We start from the raw sequence: 18,087 nt of genomic DNA on the forward strand, positions 1-18,087 counted from the left end.
GTGGTCTCTCCCCCCCCGCCCCTCGCCGTTGTGCTCCCGCCGCCGGTCCGTGGGGGGGGGGGGGGGGGGGGGGGCCCCCCCCCCGCCCCCCCCCACGACCAGCGAGTCGCCGAGGGCGGCCAGGGTGGCGCGCATCCGCTCGACGGCGGGCGGCCGCGCGTCGAGCAGGAAACGGACCTCGTACGCGAACTCCGGCGAGCCGGCCTCGCGGGCGACGACGGCCGGCGCCCGGCCCGGCGTCCGGTTGCCGTCGGCGGACGGCTCCGCGTCGGCGGACGGCTCCGGGGCGGGAGCCGGCTCCGGGACCGGCGGGTTCGGGGCCAGCGGATTCGGGGCCGGCGGGGTCGTCCCGGTCGGCCGCGTACCGGGCGGCTCGGGCCCGGTGCCGGTGACCACCACGGTCAGGGCGTCCAGCAGAACGCAGAGGCCGCGTCCGCCCGCGTCGACCACCCCGGCCCGGGCCAGGGCCGGCAACTGCTCCGGTGTGCGGGCGAGCGCCTCGGCGGCCGACCGGGACGCCGCCCGGACCACGGTCGCCAGGTCGTCGGAGTCGACCTCGGCCGCGCCCCGGGCCGCGGCGGCCACGACCGTCAGCACCGTGCCCTCGACCGGGCTGGCGACCGCCGCGTAGGCGGCCGAGGCCGCCACGTCGAGCGCCCCGGCGAGGTCGCGGCCGCGGACCTCGGAGGCGCCGGCCAGCGCGTCGGCCAGCCCGTGCAGGATCTGCGACACGATCACGCCCGAGTTGCCCCGCGCGCCGAGCAGCGCCCCGCGCGCCATCAGCCGCAGTACCCGGCTGTGCGGCGGGCGCGATCCCTCGGGCGAGTTGTCGAGGTCGAGGGTGAGCGCCTGGTGCGCCGAGGCGAGGGTGAGCACGAGGTTGGTGCCCGTGTCGCCGTCGGGCACCGGGTAGACGTTGAGCTGGTCGATCTCCTCCTGGTGGCGCCGCAGCGCGGCCAGGCCGTCCGCACACCATCGACGCACGGCCGCGGCGTCCAGGGTGTCCAGCACGGCGATGAGCCTACTTGCGCCGCCCGACACCCGCCGTCCAGCGCCACGATCCGCGTGATCAGGGAACGCGTCTCGCGTGTCGTCGGCGGGTCGGGGTGCCGGCCCCTGATCACGCGGATCATGTTGGTGGGCCGGGGGCGATTCGTTGGTCGGCCGGGGTATCGGGTAACCTGACCAGGTTGCCCGGTGACCCTGGTCATCCGTGCCCGCGAGCGGGACGGTGACCGGCCAGGTTTCCGCCGGCGATCGACCGAACGAGCAGATTCCCCAGGAGTATCCCGTGGCTAGCGTGTGTGACGTCTGTGGCAAGGGACCGGGCTTCGGCCACAACGTTTCCCACTCGCACCGGCGGACCAACCGCCGCTGGAACCCGAACATCCAGTCGGTGCGTACCCCGGCCGGTGGTGGTACCACCCGCAAGCTGAAGGTGTGCACCTCCTGCATCAAGGCGGGCAAGGTCACCCGCGCCTGACGCGTCCGCGTCACCGCATTCTTCCGGCCAGCCGCCGGGTCACCACGACCCGGCGGCTGTTCGTGTACGCCAAATCGGCGGTTGCCGGCCCGGTCCGGACCGGCGACCGCCGACTACAGGGCGCGTGCGAACGAGATGCAGCCGGGCGCGTCCCGGTAGAAGCCGAAGTTGGGGATCCGTTCGAAGCCGGACGACTCGTAGAGCGCGATCGCCTCGGGCTGCTTGTCGCCGCACTCCAGCACGAGTCGCTTCCGGCCGTGCTCGCGCGCCGACCGCTCCACCGCGGCCAGCACCACCCGGGCCAGGCCACGACCGCGGGCCGCGGGCGCGGTGTACATGCGCTTGATCTCGCCCACCTCGCCGTTGTCGCCGTGACTGCGCCACGCGCCGCAGGCGACCGGCTCTCCGTCGACGTACGCGACGAGGAAGGCACCGGCCGGCGGGTCGAATTCGGCGGCGTCGACGGGGGTGTCGTCGCCGCTGCCGCCGTACCGCTGGCCCAGGTCTGCCAGCGCACTCGCCACGAGCTGCTGCGCGACCAGCGAGCCGTAGCGGACCGTGCGGATCTCGATGTCACTCACCGGTAAAGGGTAGATGGACCAAAGGCCCTTACCCCTGTGGGGTGGGGGTGAAGATCGGCCCGGCCGACCGTCCCGGCGGGGCCCGGCCGGGAGACGGCAGCGCGGCCGGCCCGAAGGCGGCAGCGGGCCTAGCGGAAGTGGTCCCAGCCCAACGGCCCCTTGTACGGCTGACCGTCGACCGTGACGCCATCCCCCTCGACGACCCGGCCGATCACCTTCCACTCCGGCGGCAACGCCAGCGTGTCCGGAAACGTCGCCGCGAGCGCGTGGTCGTCGCCGCCACCGAGCACCCACTGGTAGGGGTCGACACCCAGGGCGTGTGCGGCGTCCCGCATCTGCCGGGGGATCTCGAAGGCGTCCCGCGTCACGTCGACCGCCACCCGGCTCGCGGTGGCGATGTGGCCCAGGTCGGCGAGCAGCCCGTCCGACACGTCGATCATGGCCGTCGCCCCGAGCCGCGCCGCCGCCGGCCCGGCCGGGTACGGCACGTCCGGCCGCCGGTAGGACTCCACGAGCAGCTTCGGGGTGCGGAACCCACGGGACAGGACGGTGTATCCGGCCGCCGCGTAGCCGACCCTGCCGGCGAGCGCCACCACGTCGCCCGGCCGGGCGCCGCTGCGCAGCACCGGGGCGATGCCGTGCAGGTCACCCAGCGCGGTCACCGCGATGGTCAGGGTCGGGCTCGACGACATGTCGCCGCCGACCACGCAGGCACCCACCTTCGCCGCCTCGGCGGCCAGGCCGTCGGCGAGGTCCTCGGCCCACCGCACGTCGAGCCCGGGCGGTACGCACAGCGCGACGAGCAGCGCGGTCGGGCCGGCCCCCATCGCCGCGATGTCGGCGAGGTTGGCCGCCGCCGCCCGGTGCCCGATGTCCTCGGCGGTCGACCAGTCGCGCCGGAAGTGCCGCCCCTCCACGAGCACGTCGGTCGATGCCACGACGCGCCCGTCCGGGGCCGCCACCAGCGCCGCGTCGTCGCCCGGGCCCAGCAGCGCGGTCGGCCCCACCTGCAACCGGGCGGTGACCCGGGCGATCAGCCCGAACTCACCGGTCCTCGCCACACTCACGCGACGGCCTCCCTTGGCTACCGTGATGGTTAGCCCCTACTCCGTACGGTAGTTTCACCTGCGAGCCGCTCGGCGGCGGACAGGAGTGGGGTCGTGGTCCAGGCGTACATCCTCATCCAGACCGAGGTCGGAAAGGCACGTGACGTGGCCGCAACCATCACGGATATCTCCGGCGTGGTCCGGGTCGACGCGGTCACCGGGCCGTACGACGTGGTGGTGCTCTGCGAGGCGCACACCGTCGACGAGCTGGGAAAGCTGATCGTGAGCAAGGTGCAGATGGTGCCCGGGATCACCCGCACGTTGACCTGTTCGGTGGTGCATCTCTAGGTGGTGGATCAGATCACTCCCACGCGTGAACCGGACCGTGACGCGGGTCCGGACCGCACCACCCGGCAGGCGGCGATCTGGGCGACCGTCGTGGCGCTGCCGATCGCCGTCCTCGTCGGGCTCTTCGCCTTCTCCCAGATCAACGGCGGCGGACCGACCGCCGGCCCCTCGCCGTCGGCCGACCCGACCGCGGGGCAGCTGGCGACGCCGGTCGAGATGGCCGCACCGGAGCTGGCCGAGCGGCCCGCCGTCGTCTGCCGTGCGCTGTTGTCGCAGATCCCGCCGACCGTGCGCGATCTGCGGCAGCGGCCGGTGACCGCCGGCGCGGAACAGAACGCGGCGTACGGCGAGCCGCCGATCACGGTCGCCTGCGGGGTGCCGGCCGCCGAGTTCCCGCCCACCGACCCGGTCTGGGTCGTCAGCCGGGTCTGCTGGCACTCGGTCGAGCAGACCGACGCGGTGGTCCTCACCACGGTCGACCGCGAGGTGCCGGTGCGGGTGACCGTGCCGCGCGCCTACCCGGAGGCGTTGCAGTGGCTGGCGCCGCTGTCCGACTCGATCGTCGAGTCGGTCCCGTCGGCGACGTCCGGAATCCCGTCCGGCTGCACCGGCTGACCGCGGGCCGGCGGCGCCGGCCCGCGCATCCCGCCGGCCCGCGCATCCCGCCGGCCCGTGTATCCCGCCGGCCGGGAAAGCCCGGCGGGCCGGTCGCTCAGTGCAGGCCGGAGCCGCGCCGCTGGGCGGTACGGATCAGCCGGCTGACCAGCTTCGGATACTCCAGCCCGGTGGCCGCCCACATCCGCGGGAACATCGACGTCGACGTGAACCCCGGCATCGTGTTGATCTCGTTGAGGTAGATCGTGTGGTCCGGGGTGACGAAGAAGTCGACCCGGGCCAGCCCGGCGCAGTCGAGCGCGGTGAACGTACGGCAGGCGTACTCCTGGACCTGTCGGGCCACGTGTTCCGGCAGGTTGGCCGGGATGTCGTACTCGCAGGAGTTGTCGAGATACTTCGCCTCGAAGTCGTAGAAGTCGTGCCCCTGCTCGACGACGCGCACCTCGGCGAGCAGCGACGCCTCCGGCGCCCCGCCGGCCTCGCCCTCCAGCACGCCGCACTCCACCTCGGCACCGACGATCGCCGCCTCGACCAGCACCTTCGGGTCGATCTGCCGGGCGGCGGCCACCGCCGCGTCGAGGTCGGCCCAGTCGCTGACCTTGCTGATGCCGTACGACGAACCGGCGCGCGACGGCTTGACGAAGACCGGCAGCCCCAGGCGCTCCTTGTCCTCCTCGGACAGGGTCACGCCGTTGCGCAGCACCGCGTACGGCCCGACCGGGATGCCCTCGACGGCCGCGAGCTTCTTGGTGAACTCCTTGTCCATGGCGGCCGCCGAGGCGAAGACGTTCGCCCCGACGTACGGGATGCCGGCCATCTCCAGCAGGCCCTGGATGGTGCCGTCCTCGCCGTACGCGCCGTGCAGGGTGGGGAACACCACGTCGACGCCGTCGAGTGCCTGGCCGCCGCGGATCGGGTCGAGGATCAGCAGGTTGTTGCCGACCGGGTCGGCGGGCAGCACCACCATCTGGCCGGAGTCGACGGTGATCTCGGGCAGCCGGCGCTGGGCGATGGCGAGTTGCGAAGCGTCACCGTCGGTGAGCACCCAGCGGCCGTCGCGGGTGATGCCGATCGGCACGACCTCGAACTCGTCGGGGTCGAGGGCGGCGAGCACGGCACCGGCACTCACGCAGGAGATCCCGTGTTCGGTGCTGCGACCGCCGAAGACGATGGCGACCCGGGTCTTCCGTGGGCTCGTCACGCAGGCTCCTTATTCGTTCTCGGCTGCCCGGATCTGGCGCAGCCGGTCCGTCGCGGCGCTACCCGCGTCCACCCGGCAGACCCTACTCTGCGTGCTCGGTCCGCGGGTCGATGACCGGAGTAAGCCCGTCCGCCGGGCGACGGCCGGACAGGACGGTGGCTCCAAGATCTTCATCGTGTACGACCGCGGCGGCAAGCCCGCTGTCCGCCATGATCCGCGCGGCCGCCACCGCCTGCGCCGCACCGGTCTCCACGACCAGGTGCCCGCCCGGCGCCAGCCAGCCGGCGGCCCGACCGGCGACCCGCCGCAGCACGTCCAGGCCGTCCGGACCGCCGTCGAGCGCCGCGCGGGGCTCGTGCAGCCGGGCCTCCGGCGGCAGCAGTGCCACCGCGTCGGTCGGCACGTACGGCACGTTCGCCACGAGCAGGTCGACGCCACCGGCCAGCCCGTCCGGAAGCGCGTCGAACAGGTCGCCCACGTACACCCGCCCGCCGTACGGGGCGAGGTTGCGCCGGGCGCAGCCGACGGCGGCCGGATCGACGTCGGCGGCGACCAGCCGGGCCGGCCGGATCCGGTGCGCCACGGCGGCGGCGACCGCGCCGCAGCCGCAGCACAGGTCGATGACGGTCGCGTCCGGCCCGGTCAGCTCGACGGCACGACGGACGAGCAGTTCGGTACGGCGGCGCGGCACGAACACCCCGGGTTCGACGGCGAGCCGCAGGCCGGCGAAGTCGACCCGGCCGAGCACGTGCTCCAAGGGCAGGCCGGCGACCCGGCGGGCGACCCGGTCGGCCAGGTCGGCGGCGCCACCGCCTGCGGCGACCAGCAGCGCGGCCTCCTCCTCGGCGAAGACGCAGCCGGCGGCCCGCAGCCGACCGACGATCGCGGCGACGTCCGGCACCGGCTAGGCCGACCGGTCCAGCGCCCGGCCGATGTCGGCCACCAGGTCGGCGGTGTCCTCGACGCCGCAGGAGAGGCGTACGAAGCCGGGCGCGGTGTCATCGCCCCACTGCGCGCGCCGGTCGGCGGTGGTGTGCAGGCCGCCGAACGACGTGGCGGCGAACACCAGCTCGGCGGCCGACAGGAAGCGCGCCACCCGCTCGGCGCTGCCGAGGTCGAACGCGACGATGCCGGGCACCCGCCGCATCTGGGTGCTCGCCACCGGATACGCCGGGTCGTCCTCAAGGCCGGGCCACCGTACGCCGGACACGTCGGAGCGCGACCGCAGCGCCCGGGCGACGGCGGCCGCGTTGGCCGACTGCCGGGCCAGCCGCAGGTCGAGGGTTGCCAGCGAGCGGTGGGCGAGCCAGGCGTCGAACGGGCCGGGCACCGAGCCGGTGGTGTCCCGCCAGGTGCGGACCGTTGCCAGCAGCTCCGGTGACCGGGTCGCCAGGTAGCCGAGCAGCAGGTCGGAGTGGCCGGTGAGCGCCTTGGTGCCGGACGCGACGACGACGTCGGCGCCGAGGTCGAGCGGGCGCTGACCGAGCGGTGTCGCGGTGGTGTTGTCGACGGCGAGCAGCGCGCCGGCGGCGTGCGCCCGCGTGGCGAGGTCGGCGATGTCGCAGACGTCCAGGCCGGGGTTGGCCGGGGTCTCCAGCAACACCAGCCGTACGCCCTCGAACGACGGGTGCGGACCGGCGGTCGGCACCGTCCGCACCGTCACCCCGTTGGCCGCCAGCACCGAGTTGGCGAACGCCCGGACGGTGAAGTAGCCGTCCGCCGGCAGCACGACGGTGTCACCGGACCGCACGAGGGAGAGCAGCAGCGCGGTCAGCGCCGCCTGCCCGCTGGCGAAGGCGAGGCAGTCGCCGCCCTCCAGCTCGCCGATGGCGGCTTCCAGGTTGCGCCGGGTCGGGTTGCCGGGGCGGCCGTACCAGTCCCGGCCCGCGGCCGCGTCGCCGCCGGCGGGATCGAGGTGGTACGGCGCGGCGAACACCGGACCGGGCAGGAACGGCTCCCCCGGCGCCGGCTCGGGCAACCCGGCGTGCACGCAGCGGGTGCCGTCGCCGTACCCGTCGGTCTGGCTCATCGTCGCTCCCGGTCCGTCGGCGTCACTCTGGCTTGGTGGTACGGCTCATCAGCGCGGTCAGCGCCACCCGGGGATCGACCCCCTCGTGGCAGACCCGCTCGACCTGCTCGGTGATCGGCATCTCGACCCCGTGGGCACGGGCCAGGTCGCGGATGGCGAGGCAGCTCTTGACGCCTTCCGCGGTCTGCCGGGTCGCGGCCTGCGCCTGCTCCAGGCTCTCACCGCGGCCCAGGTGCTCGCCGAAGGTCCGGTTGCGCGACAGCGGCGAGGTGCAGGTGCCGACCAGGTCGCCGAGGCCGGCCAGACCGGCGAAGGTGAGCGGGTCGGCACCCAGCGCGACACCGAGCCGGGCGGTCTCCGCCAGCCCACGGGTGATCAGGGTGGCCTTGGTGTTGTCGCCGAGCCGCATCGCGGTCGCGATGCCGTACGCGAGCGCGATCACGTTCTTGACCGCCCCACCCAGCTCGGTCCCGATCACGTCCCCGTTGGTGTACGGGCGGAAGTACGACGTCGTCACCGCGTTCTGCACGAGCGTGGCGCGGTCGGTGTCGGTGCAGGCGACCACGGTGGCGGCCGGCTGCCCGGCGGCGATCTCGGGCGCCAGGTTGGGGCCGGACACCACGACGACCCGGTCGGCGGCCACCCCGGCCGTCTCCACGATCACCTGGCTCATGCGCTTGGTGGTGCCGAGTTCGATGCCCTTCATCAGCGAGACGAGGGTGGCGTCGGGGCCGACGAACGAGGCCCACTCGGCGAGGTTGCCCCGCAGCGTCTGCGACGGTACGGCCAGCACGACCAGCCACGCCCCGGAGATGGCCTTGCCGGCGTCGGCGGTGGCCGTCACGTTCGCCGGCAATCGCAGGCCGGGCAGGTAGTCGGGATTGGTGCCGGTGGCCCGGATCGTCGCCGCGACCTGCTCGCGCCGCGACCAGATGGTCACCTCGTTGCCCGCGTCGGCGAGCACCTTCGCGAAGGCGGTGCCCCAGGAGCCGGCCCCCAGCACCGCCACGTGCCCACCCGGGGCCCGCCCGCTACGCTCGCTCACCGGCCCGCCCCGGATTCCGGCGCGGTCGGCTGCCACAGCGGTGGGGGTGTGCCGCCACGGATCTCGGCGAGCAGGTCACGCAAGTGCAACATGATCTCCTCTGTCATCTCGTCGAGGGTCGCCTTGGTCGGTGCGGCACCGGTCCACCGCTCGAGGTCCACCGGCGGCCCGGCCTTCACCTGGACCGGGATACGCGGCCGGAGGCTGAACTTGTTCGTCCGCGGGTCGAAGATCCGCTGCGGACCCCACATCGACACCGGCACGACCGGCGCACCGGTGGCCAGGGCGAGCCGGGCGGCGCCGGTCTTGCCCCGCATCGGCCACAGTTCGGGCTCCCGGGTGGTCGTACCCTCGGGATAGACCACCACGGCACCGCCGGACTTGACCGCCGCGACCAGCAGGTCGAGCGACTTCGCGGCGTCGCTCGTGCCCCGCTCGACCGGAATCTGCTTGACCTTGAGCAACATGCGGCCGACGACCGGAACCCGGAACACGCTCGCCTTGCCGAGGAACTGCGGCCAGCGGCCGGCGTCGTAGACGAAGTGCCCGCAGACCAGAGGGTCGGCGTGGGAGATGTGGTTGGCCACGACGATGACGCCGCCGCCGGTGGCCAGGTGCTCCGCACCCGACCAGGTCCGGTGGGTCCACAGGGTGAGGACCGGCTTGACGACGACCACCACCAAACGCCGCCAGAACCCCAGCCTGCGCCGCGCCACGCTGCCTCCTCGTTTCCACCGACCACGGTCCGACCGGTGCCGCGATCGTTGCCGCGGCCGATTCTCCGGGTACCGGGGGCTCGAAGCGAAATCATGCCCGTTCCACCTGGGTACGACCAGGCAGGGTCGGCCACGTGCCGGGCTGGCAGGATTGGCGCGTGCGGGAGCCGACGTGGGTCGTGGTGGTGCCGGTCAAGCGTCTGGCCACGGCGAAGAGCCGGCTGCGCGGTGCGCTGGCCGACCCGGGCGCCGAGGCGCACGCGCGGCTGGCGCTGGCGATCGCCCTCGACACCGTCGCCGCGGTGCTCGCCTGCCCGCCGGTCGACCGGGTACTGGTGGTCACCGACGATCCGGTCGCCGGGCCGGCCCTGGCCGCGCTGGGCGCCTCGGTGGTGCCCGACGCCCCGGACGCCGGCCTCAACGCCGCCGTGGCCCACGGTGCGTCGCTGGTTACCGACCGATGGGTGGCGGCGCTCGCCGCCGACCTGCCGGCACTACGCCCGGCCGACCTCGCCGGGGCGCTGCGGGAGGCCCTGGGAGGGCTGACCGTGGGCGGGCCAACCGTCGGCGGGCCGACCGTGGGCGGGTCGGGCGTGGGCGGGCCGGGCGTGGGCGGCGCGGCCGTCGGCGGGACGGGCGAGGGCGGGGCGGCCGTCGGCGGGGCGGCCGACCTGGCCGGTGCCGGGCGGGGCTCCGCTCCCCCCACCGCGCGGCGGCCGGCGCCGGGCCGGCCGGCGCGCCGGTTCCTGGCCGACGCGCCGGGCACGGGCACGGTGCTGCTCACCGCCCCACCCGGCGTACCCCTCGATCCACGCTTCGGGGTCGACTCCGCCGCCCGGCACGCCGCCTCTGGCGCGCTGCCGCTCACCGGCGGGTGGCCGACCCTTCGCCGTGACGTCGACACTCCCGCCGACCTCGCCGCCGCCGCCAACCTCGGCCTGGGTCGCCACAGCGCCGCCCTCGTCCCGACCGCGGCCGGACACCTCGGAGATGGGCAAAGGTGACAGCGAGAACGCCCGACTACAAAGGGCTGGGGCGGTTGTTGCGGAAGCGCCCGTTGGTGGTCCTTGCTGATCTGGGCGGGAGAGACCTTATCCACGCTCGATAAGGTCTCTCCCGCCCAGATCAACCGCGTCCCCCTGCGACCCGCCCCATCCACGCACATCGTTCACGCGACCCGACACCCGATCATGGGGATGATGTTCACAAGTCGGGCGGGAACGCCACGTTTTCTCCATGATCGGCGAACGGGACGCGGCAGGCGGCGAACGGGGCGCGGCAGGCGGCGGACCGAGCGCGGCAGGCGGCGCTGCGGGGCGCGGCAGGCGGCAGGCGGGGCGCGGCAGGCGGCAGGCGGCGGACCGGGCGCGGCAGGCGGCGCTGCGGGGCGGGGCGTACGGCGGGGCACGACGCGTGGCAGGTGCGGGGCACGACGCGCGCGGGTACGGTGCTGGCATGCAGGGGACCGTCGCCACCTACGATCCGCTCACCCGCTCCGGGACGTTGCTGCTCGACGACGGCGACGAGATTGCGTTCGGGGCGCCGGCCTTCGACGCGTCGGGGTTGCGGCTGCTGCGCCCGGGTCAGCGGGTCCGGGTCGAGCACGACGAGTCCGGGCAGGTCAGCAGGGTCACGTTACCTACATTTCAATGATCGAAATGTGGCATGTTGATTTGGCGGTCACCCAGATCGGGTGATGATGAATGGGTGACGAATCCAGCCGGCCGCCGCCCCCCACACCAGCGCCAGTCCCGTGCCGACCAGTCACCGACGCCCGACGACGAGCGCCCGCCGGTGCCGCGTGGCCAGGTCCGACGGCGTGGTTCGAACGGACGATTCGTCCGGCGCGACAACTCGACGACGGCGCTGAGCCCGAGTGTTCCGCCGCGCCCCGAGCCGCCGGCCGGCACCGGTGATCCCGACCCGGACCGGGCGCCGTCGGTCGCGCACGACTCGACCGACTCGCCGCCGCCGGACGGCGTGCACCCGGCGACGCTGGAGCCGCTGCCGGAGGACCGGTTCCTCAACCGGGAGCTGTCCTGGCTCGATTTCAACGCCCGGGTGCTCGCCCTCGCCGAGGATCCGGCGACGCCGTTGCTGGAGCGGGCGAAGTTCCTGGCGATCTTCGCCAGCAACCTCGACGAGTTCTTCATGGTCCGGATCGCCGGTCTCAAGCGCCGTCTCCAGGCCGGCCTGCCGATGCGCGGCGGCGACCGGCTGCCGTTGCGCACCCAGCTCGAGCTGATCGCCGAGAAGACCGCCGGCCTGGTCGCCCGGCACGCCCGCTGCTTCGTCGACGACGTACTGCCGCGGCTCGCCGCCGAGGACGTCCACCTGGTGCGGTGGGCCGACCTGGACGCCGGCGAGCGCGAGCAGTTGCGGACCTACTTCCGGGAGGCGATCTTCCCGGTGCTGACGCCGCTCGCGGTCGACCCGGCGCACCCGTTTCCGTACATCTCCAGCCGCTCGCTGAACCTGGCCGTGGTGGTACGTGACCCCGATGGCGGGTCGGAACTGTTCGCCCGGGTCAAGGTGCCCAACAACGTGCCCCGGTTCGTACCGGTGGGTCCGAGCCGACCGGCCCGGTTCCTGCCGGTCGAAGACCTGATCTCCACCCAGCTCGGGCAGCTCTTCTCGGGCATGCAGGTCGTCGAGTGCCATCTGTTCCGGGTGACCCGCAACGCCGAGGTCGAGGTCGACGAGGACCGCGACGAGGACCTGCTCCAGGCCCTGGAGCGGGAACTGGCCCGGCGCCGGTTCGGCCCGCCGGTCCGGCTGGAGGTCGCCGCGTCGGTCTCCGACCACGTGCTCGACCTGCTCGTACGTGAGCTGGACATGGACAGCCACGACGTCCTGCGGGTGCCGGGCCTGCTCGACCTGTCGTCGATGTGGCAGATCTACGACGCCGTCGACCGGCCCGATCTCAAGGAGCGGCCGTTCGTACCGGCGACCCATCCGCGGCTGGTCGAGGGCGAGGTGCCGCGCAGCGTCTTCTCGGTGGTCCGGGACGGCGACATCCTGGTCCACCACCCCTACCACTCGTTCTCCACCAGTGTGCAGCGGTTCATCGAGCAGGCCGCCGCCGACCCGAACGTGCTGGCGATCAAGCAGACCCTCTACCGTACGTCCGGCGACTCGCCGATCGTCGACGCGCTGATCGACGCCGCCGCCGCCGGCAAGCAGGTGGTGGTGCTGGTCGAGGTGAAGGCGCGCTTCGACGAGGTCGCCAACATCGGCTGGGCGCGGATGCTGGAACGGGCCGGCTGCCACGTCGTCTACGGCCTGGTCGGGCTCAAGACCCACTGCAAGACCGCGCTGGTCGTACGCCAGGAGGGCAACCAGATCCGCCGCTACTGCCACATCGGCACCGGCAACTACCACCCGAAGACCGCCCGGCTGTACGAGGACTTCGGCATGCTGACCGCCGACCCGGAGGTCGGTGCCGACCTGACCGACCTGTTCAACGTCCTCACCGGCTACAGCCGGCAGACCGCCTACCGCCGGCTGCTGGTCGCGCCGCACGGGGTGCGCAGCGGCATCATCGAGCGCATCGACCAGCAGATCGAGCAGACCCGGCGGGGCGGCCGGGGCCTGGTCCAGATCAAGGTGAACTCGCTCGTCGACGAGGACATCGTGGACGCGCTCTACCGGGCGTCGCGCGCGGGCGTACGCGTCGAACTGGTCATCCGCGGGATGTGCACGCTGCGGCCGGGCGTACCCGGGCTCTCCGACAACATCCGGGTCCGGTCGATCCTCGGCCGGTTCCTCGAGCACTCGCGGGTGTTCCGGTTCGGCGCCGACGAGTCGGCCGAGTTCTGGATCGGTTCGGCGGACCTGATGCACCGCAACCTCGACCGGCGGGTCGAGGCGCTGGTACGGGTCACCGACCCGGTCGCCCGCGCCGAACTGGACCACATCATCTCGTCGTGCATGAGTGACGACGTGGAGGCGTTCGAGCTGGCCGGTGACGGCACCTGGGCCCGGCGGGTCAGCAGCGACGACACCCCGCTGGTGCACCTGCAGGAGGCGCTGCTGCGCCGCGTCGTCGGCGGCGCGAGCTGAGCGGCCGGCCGGAAGATCTGGTTAGGCTGGCCGACATGCTGGAGGAGGAACGCAAGTACGAGGCCGATCCGGCGTACGCGGTCCCCGACCTTGCCCCGGCCCTGCCGGACGGGGGACGGGTGGTGGAGCGGTCGCCGGCCACCCTGACCGCGACCTATCTCGACACGTCCGATCTGCGGCTGGCGCGGGCCGGGGCGTCGCTCCGGCACCGTAAGGGCGACCCGCTGCCGTGGACGGTGAAGTTCCCGGCCGACCTGCCGGGCCGGCGGCACGAGGTGTCCCGCCCCGGCCGGCCCGGCCGGCTGCCGGCCGAACTGTCCGCGCTGGTGACCGCCTACTCGCGGGGCGCGGCGCTGGCCCCGGTCGCGGTCGTGCGGACCGTCCGCCGGGCGTACGAGCTGCGGGACGCCGACGACCGGCTGCTGGCCGAGGTCGCCGACGACGCGGTGTCGGTGCCGGACGGGCGCAAGGTCCGCGCCACGTTCCGGGAGATCGAGGTCGAGCTGGGGGACGGCGACGCCGAGCTGCTCGACCGGGTCGGTGAGGTGTTGTGCGCGGCCGGGGCGCGGTCCGGCGGGTTCACCCCCAAGCTCGTACGCGCCCTCGGCCCCGCCGCGCAGGAGGGCCCCGACCTGGTCGCCCCGGCCGGGCTGCCGGACGAGCCGACGGCCGGCGACGTGGTCACCGACGCGGTTCGCAAGCACGTCCGGCGGATCCTCGCCCACGATCCGCTCGTCCGGCTGCGGGTGCCGGTCGGCGACGACACCGCCGTGCACCAGATGCGGGTCGGCTGCCGGCGGCTGCGCAGCGACCTGCGTACGTTCCGGCCGTTGACAAAGTCGTCATGGTCGCGGGCGTTGCGCGACGAGGTGAAGTGGCTCGCCGACGCGCTCGGCGGGCCACGCGACGCCGAGGTGCTGCGCGACCGGCTGCGCCGCACGGCCACGTGCGACCCGCTCAGCCCGCTCGACGAGGCGGCGGTCGCCCGGATCGACCAGGTGCTGGCCGTACGCCAGGAGGCGGCGCTGGCCGCCCTCGACGAGGTCCTGACGTCCGACCGCTACGCCGCCCTGGTCGAGGAGCTGGTGGCCGCCGCCCGCGAGCCGCGGCTGACGAAGCGGGCCGGGAAGCCGGCGGCCGACGTACTCCCCCGGCTGGTGGCCAAGCCGTGGCGTCGGCTGGTGTTCGGCGCGGACGGCGTCGACGGTGCCGGCGAACTCGGTCCGACCGATCCCGACGAGCGCTGGCACGACACCCGGATCGACGGCAAGAAGGCCAGGTACGCGGTCAACGCCGTCAAGCCGGTCGTCGGCGCACCGGCCCGGAACCTGGGCAAGGCCCTGTCGAAGGTGCAGGATCTGCTCGGCGAGCACCAGGACGCGGCGGTGGCCGCCGACGCCTGGCTGTCGATCGCCGCCGAGCACCCCGCCGACCACGCGCTCGCGGTGACCGCCGGGCGGCTCGCCGAGCGGGAACGCCAGATCATCCACCGGGTCCGGGCCGAGTTCCCGCAGCGGTGGAGCCAGGCCACCGAGCATCAGCTCGTCGCGTGGCTGCCGTGACCGTCCCGATCCGCGCCGCGGGCGGCGTGGTGTGGCGGCCGGCCGACTCCGGCGAGGTCGAGGTCTGTGTGGTGCACCGGCCCCGCTACGACGACTGGACCCTGCCGAAGGGCAAGCTCGAACCGGGTGAGCATCCGCTGCTCGCGGCAGTGCGGGAGATCGCCGAAGAGGCCGATGTCGGCGGGGTGCCGCAGGTCCGGTTGTCGGGCATCCGCTACGCGATGCGCGACGGCACACCGAAGTCGGTCGACTACTGGTCGGTGCGGGCCGTCGACCGCGGCGGCTTCCAGCACGAGACCGAGGTCGACGCGATGCGCTGGCTGCCGGTCGGGGCCGCGGCGGGACTGCTGACGTACGCGCACGACGCGACCGTCGTACGCGAGTTCGCCCTGCTGCCCCGGGTGACGGCCGTGCTGGCCGTCGTACGGCATGCCAGGGCCGGCAAACGCGCGACCTGGACCGGCCCGGACGTGGCCCGGGAGTTGGACGCGGCCGGGCGGGTCCAGGCGGCCGGGCTGGCCGGGCTGCTGGCCGTGGTCCGGCCGGAGCGGCTGGTGTCGGCGGCGCCGCGGCGGTGCGTGCAGACGCTCGCCCCGCTCGCCGACCGGCTCGACCTGCCGATCGAGGTCGACTCGGGCTTCGACGAGCCGGTGCCGGGCCAGGACGGGGACGAGAACGCCCTGGCCGCCGCCGGCCGGCTGGTCGAGCTGGCGACGGCCGGGCGGCGGTCGGTGGTGTGCAGTCAGGGCAAGGTGCTGCCGGCGGCGCTGGCCGCCCTGGCCGGTGGGGCTGCCGGCGACTTCCACACGCCGAAGGGCACCGGCTGGCTGCTGGCGTTCGCCGGTGAGCGTCTGGTCGGTGCCGACCGTCTCGACCCGGCGGCCGTCTGATCCCGGACGCGGTCTGACCCCGGACGGCGTCCGGCTTCGGCCCGCCTGGGTGGCGGGTGGGCCGCCCGGGTGGGAGGTGGGCCGCCCGGGCGCACAGCGAATTCGCTGTGGGTACGCCGAATTCGCTGTGGCGTCGAACAGCGGTACCGGTCCGGGCGAGCGGCCGGCGGGCCGGCGGGCACCGTCAGGCGCGCGGCGGGCGGGCGGATCGGGCGAGCGGCGTCACGGCCGGGCGCGGTCGAGGGTGACGGCGACCGCGAGGTGGTCGGAGGCGGTACTGGGCGGCGCGGCGGCGTCGGTCGCGGTCAGCCCGGCCGAGACGAAGATGTGGTCGATCTGCTCGTCCGGGGCGTCGGCCGGCGCGGTCGGCAGTGGTCGGGCCGGCGCCAGCGCGTCGACCAGGCCGGCGTCGGTGAACGCCTGGAACGCCGGATCGCCCGGCTCGGTGTTGAAGTCGCCGGCGACCACCAGTGGCCGCCCGGCGGCGTAGCCGGTGGCGAAGCGGACCACCTCGCCGGCCTGCACGACCGGCCCGTCGTCCGGTGGCGGCTGGAGGTGGGTGGAGACGACCACCAGTTCGCCGATGCCGGTGTCCAGGACGGCGGCCAGGGCCTGCGCCCCGGTGGGGGCGCCGACGGGCGTGAGACGCACGGTACGGGTCTCGGTCACCGGCAGCCTGGTCAAGATCGCGTCGCCCCACACGGCGTCGGCGGCGGGCGCGAAGACGTACCGCATGCCGAGCCGGTCGGCGATCAGGGCGAGGGTGTCGTGGCCGCCGTTGAGCAGCCAGGCCCGGTCGACCTCGCTGAGCGCGACGACGTCCGCCCGCTGCCCGGCGACGACGTCGACCAGCCCGTCGAGGTCGAAGCGCCCGTCGAGCCCGAAGCCCATCCGGACGTTGTAGGCGACCACCCGGACCGGGCCGGGTTCCGGTTCGCGGACCGGCCCGGCGTTGCCGGGTACGGCGACCGCGGCGAGCAGGGTGACGACGGCCGCCGCCGCGGTCACGAGAAGGGGCCGGCGCACCGCGGCCCCCGGTCGGGGTACGGGGCGCCGCATCGCGACGGCCGCGACGAATAGGGCCAGGACGACCGGTACCCACTGGTTGGGGTAGCCGAGGTCGTAGGCGGAGTAGTAGAGCACCGCGCCGACGGCGAAGACCACCATCCCGCCCACGACGGCGAATCCGGCGCGCATTCCGGGTCGCCCGGAGCCCGGCACCCCGGCCGGTCCCCGGGTAGCAGCGGCGGCAGCGGCGGCAGCGGCGGCAGCGGCGGAACCGGTGGCAGCGGCGGCTTGCGGAGCGGCGGGGGCTTGCGGGGTGGCGAGGGCCGCCGGGGCGACGGGGGCGGCGGGGGCGGACTGGGCCAGGCAGGCACCGAGCCCGACGGCGGTCAGCAGGATCGCCGGGATCAGCAGGGTGGTCGGCGGCACGACGAACATGACCGTGCCGGCCAGCAACGGCACGGGTGCCAGCCAGCGCATCGGGCCGCGGGGCGGGCGGGCCAGCCCGGCGCCGACGAAGAGCGCGACCGCCGTCGCGGTGACCACCCCGGGCCAGGTGTCGCCCAGCGGGGTGGATCCGGCGGTTCCGGCCGCGCCGCCGTACAGATAGGACACCGCGGTGGTGGCCAGGGCCGGCGATCCGGCGATCATCCCGGAGAGCAGCAGGGCCGGCCCGACGAGCAGCCACGGCGCGGCCCGGACCGGCCCGGGTGCGGATTCGGCCCGCCAGCTCAGGGCGAGGAAGCCGGCGACCATGGCACCGGTCAGCACCCAGGACAGCAGATCGGTCCGCCAGGTGAGGTCCAGGGTGTCCAGGGCGGTGTGCAGTACGGTGCCGACGGCCAGGCCGAGGACCAGTCCGGGGGTCGGATCGGCGGTTCCGGCGGCGGTGGCGGCGAGCCACACCAGTCCGGCGAGCAGGCCGAAGCTGGCCACGTAGAGCTGCACCTGACCGCCGTCGGTGGCGCCGAGGCCGGCCCGGCAACCGCCGAGCACGATCGCGGCGGCGAGCAGCACGGGACGTGGACCGACCCGGCGGACCAGTGGCGGGGCGCCGAGCGCGAGGACGAACCACATCAGGGCGAAGGCGCCCATGAGTTCGGCGGGCGTGGCGGCGGCCTGGCCGAAGATGGTGATGATCGAGGGCAGCCAGACACGCAGGACGTCGACGAGCAGGGCGATGCCAAGTGCGGTGGCGGCAACCGACATGGACGACCGGCGCACGGTTCCCCCTCGGGTTGGCGGTCCCTCTCGGACGGGCGGGACAACCCGAGTCATTCTCGTGTTCCATCCCCCACCGATCAAGGGCCGCGTTTCCCCGCCGCCCAAGGGCCGTGATTCCCCGCCGGCCAAGGGCCGTGATTCCCCGCCGCCCAAGGGCCGCGTTTTCCCGCCGCCCAAGGGCCGTGATCCCCTGCCGCCCAACGGCCGCGAATCCCCGCCGGCCAAGGGCCACGATCCGGGGCGCCCGGCCCCGGCACGCGAGAAGGCGCCCATCCCGTCG

Annotated in this window: 16 protein-coding genes and 1 pseudogene; 8 read left to right on the forward strand and 9 right to left on the reverse strand. The window is 74.4% G+C overall.

Going from position 1 to position 18,087, the window contains the following annotated elements; translation table 11 throughout:
• The coding region (locus AB0I42_RS00005) for a DAK2 domain-containing protein (RefSeq protein WP_357532650.1) at window positions 1–1,011 on the reverse strand (1,011 nt) is incomplete at its 3' end.
• Window positions 1,012–1,291: 280 nt separating this feature from the next.
• Here AB0I42_RS00005 and rpmB point away from each other — a divergent pair.
• Window positions 1,292–1,483, forward strand: coding sequence for a 50S ribosomal protein L28 (gene rpmB, locus AB0I42_RS00010; RefSeq protein ID WP_203899300.1), 192 nt, complete (start codon window positions 1,292–1,294; stop codon window positions 1,481–1,483).
• Window positions 1,484–1,596: 113 nt separating this feature from the next.
• On the opposite strand, the gene AB0I42_RS00015 is transcribed toward rpmB, so the two are convergent.
• Window positions 1,597–2,064: a GNAT family N-acetyltransferase gene (locus AB0I42_RS00015; RefSeq protein ID WP_357532651.1), complete on the reverse strand. Its 468-nt coding sequence runs from the start codon at window positions 2,062–2,064 to the stop codon at window positions 1,597–1,599.
• 128 nt (window positions 2,065–2,192) lie between these two features.
• A complete protein-coding gene (locus tag AB0I42_RS00020; RefSeq protein WP_357532653.1) occupies window positions 2,193–3,131 on the reverse strand; it encodes a thiamine-phosphate kinase in 939 nt (312 codons plus the stop codon).
• Between the two features lie 93 nt (window positions 3,132–3,224).
• On the opposite strand from AB0I42_RS00020, the gene AB0I42_RS00025 reads away from it, so the two are divergent.
• Together AB0I42_RS00025 and AB0I42_RS00030 are read left to right on the forward strand one after the other, a co-directional pair.
• Window positions 3,225–3,458: an Lrp/AsnC ligand binding domain-containing protein gene (locus AB0I42_RS00025; protein ID WP_357532655.1), complete on the forward strand. Its 234-nt coding sequence runs from the start codon at window positions 3,225–3,227 to the stop codon at window positions 3,456–3,458.
• Window positions 3,459–3,461: 3 nt separating this feature from the next.
• Entirely contained in the window at window positions 3,462–4,073 is a 612-nt protein-coding gene (locus AB0I42_RS00030) for a DUF3515 family protein (protein ID WP_357532656.1), read from the forward strand.
• 97 nt (window positions 4,074–4,170) lie between these two features.
• On the opposite strand, the gene AB0I42_RS00035 is transcribed toward AB0I42_RS00030, so the two are convergent.
• From AB0I42_RS00035 to AB0I42_RS00055, 5 genes are all read right to left on the reverse strand, one after another.
• Window positions 4,171–5,274: a D-alanine--D-alanine ligase family protein gene (locus tag AB0I42_RS00035; protein ID WP_357532658.1), complete on the reverse strand. Its 1,104-nt coding sequence runs from the start codon at window positions 5,272–5,274 to the stop codon at window positions 4,171–4,173.
• 82 nt (window positions 5,275–5,356) lie between these two features.
• Window positions 5,357–6,175: a putative protein N(5)-glutamine methyltransferase gene (locus tag AB0I42_RS00040; RefSeq protein ID WP_357532660.1), complete on the reverse strand. Its 819-nt coding sequence runs from the start codon at window positions 6,173–6,175 to the stop codon at window positions 5,357–5,359.
• 3 nt (window positions 6,176–6,178) lie between these two features.
• Window positions 6,179–7,303 carry a cystathionine gamma-lyase gene (locus tag AB0I42_RS00045; RefSeq protein WP_357532662.1) on the reverse strand — a complete coding sequence of 375 codons (1,125 nt, stop codon included), beginning with the start codon at window positions 7,301–7,303 and terminating at the stop codon, window positions 6,179–6,181.
• Window positions 7,304–7,325: 22 nt separating this feature from the next.
• Window positions 7,326–8,348, reverse strand: coding sequence for an NAD(P)H-dependent glycerol-3-phosphate dehydrogenase (locus AB0I42_RS00050; RefSeq protein WP_357532664.1), 1,023 nt, complete (start codon window positions 8,346–8,348; stop codon window positions 7,326–7,328).
• Complete coding sequence (locus AB0I42_RS00055) at window positions 8,345–9,064, reverse strand: lysophospholipid acyltransferase family protein (RefSeq protein WP_357532666.1); 720 nt, start codon at window positions 9,062–9,064, stop codon at window positions 8,345–8,347. The genes AB0I42_RS00050 and AB0I42_RS00055 overlap by 4 nt, the downstream gene beginning before the upstream one ends.
• 158 nt (window positions 9,065–9,222) lie before the next feature.
• On the opposite strand from AB0I42_RS00055, the pseudogene AB0I42_RS00060 reads away from it, so the two are divergent.
• From AB0I42_RS00060 to AB0I42_RS00080, 5 genes and pseudogenes are all read left to right on the forward strand, one after another.
• A pseudogene (locus tag AB0I42_RS00060) lies at window positions 9,223–9,588 on the forward strand (NTP transferase domain-containing protein); the annotation flags it as partial.
• Window positions 9,589–10,519: 931 nt separating this feature from the next.
• Window positions 10,520–10,717, forward strand: coding sequence for a cold-shock protein (locus AB0I42_RS00065; RefSeq protein WP_357532667.1), 198 nt, complete (start codon window positions 10,520–10,522; stop codon window positions 10,715–10,717).
• A gap of 141 nt (window positions 10,718–10,858) precedes the next feature.
• A complete protein-coding gene (locus tag AB0I42_RS00070; protein ID WP_357533407.1) occupies window positions 10,859–13,126 on the forward strand; it encodes an RNA degradosome polyphosphate kinase in 2,268 nt (755 codons plus the stop codon).
• 35 nt (window positions 13,127–13,161) lie between these two features.
• Window positions 13,162–14,688, forward strand: a complete 1,527-nt coding sequence (locus AB0I42_RS00075) for a CYTH and CHAD domain-containing protein (protein WP_357532668.1) — start codon at window positions 13,162–13,164, stop codon at window positions 14,686–14,688.
• Window positions 14,685–15,578, forward strand: coding sequence for a bifunctional NUDIX hydrolase/histidine phosphatase family protein (locus AB0I42_RS00080; protein WP_357532669.1), 894 nt, complete (start codon window positions 14,685–14,687; stop codon window positions 15,576–15,578). Before AB0I42_RS00075 ends, AB0I42_RS00080 begins: the two co-directional genes overlap by 4 nt.
• Before the next feature lie 222 nt (window positions 15,579–15,800).
• On the opposite strand, the gene AB0I42_RS00085 is transcribed toward AB0I42_RS00080, so the two are convergent.
• A complete protein-coding gene (locus tag AB0I42_RS00085) occupies window positions 15,801–17,792 on the reverse strand; it encodes an endonuclease/exonuclease/phosphatase family protein (protein WP_357532671.1) in 1,992 nt (663 codons plus the stop codon).
• Window positions 17,793–18,087 lie beyond the last annotated feature (295 nt).

The organism is Polymorphospora sp. NPDC050346 (genome assembly GCF_040655695.1).
In the GTDB taxonomy this organism is placed as follows: domain Bacteria; phylum Actinomycetota; class Actinomycetes; order Mycobacteriales; family Micromonosporaceae; genus Polymorphospora; species Polymorphospora lycopeni.

Bases quoted from the DNA above. Each gene is read 5' to 3' on its own strand.
- AB0I42_RS00085 (WP_357532671.1), bottom strand. From the start codon at position 17,792: ATGTCGGTTGCCGCCACCGCACTTGGCATCGCCCTGCTCGTCGACGTC.
- AB0I42_RS00045 (WP_357532662.1), bottom strand. From the start codon at position 7,303: ATGAGCCAGACCGACGGGTACGGCGACGGCACCCGCTGCGTGCACGCC.
- AB0I42_RS00075 (WP_357532668.1), top strand. From the start codon at position 13,162: ATGCTGGAGGAGGAACGCAAGTACGAGGCCGATCCGGCGTACGCGGTC.
- AB0I42_RS00065 (WP_357532667.1), top strand. From the start codon at position 10,520: ATGCAGGGGACCGTCGCCACCTACGATCCGCTCACCCGCTCCGGGACG.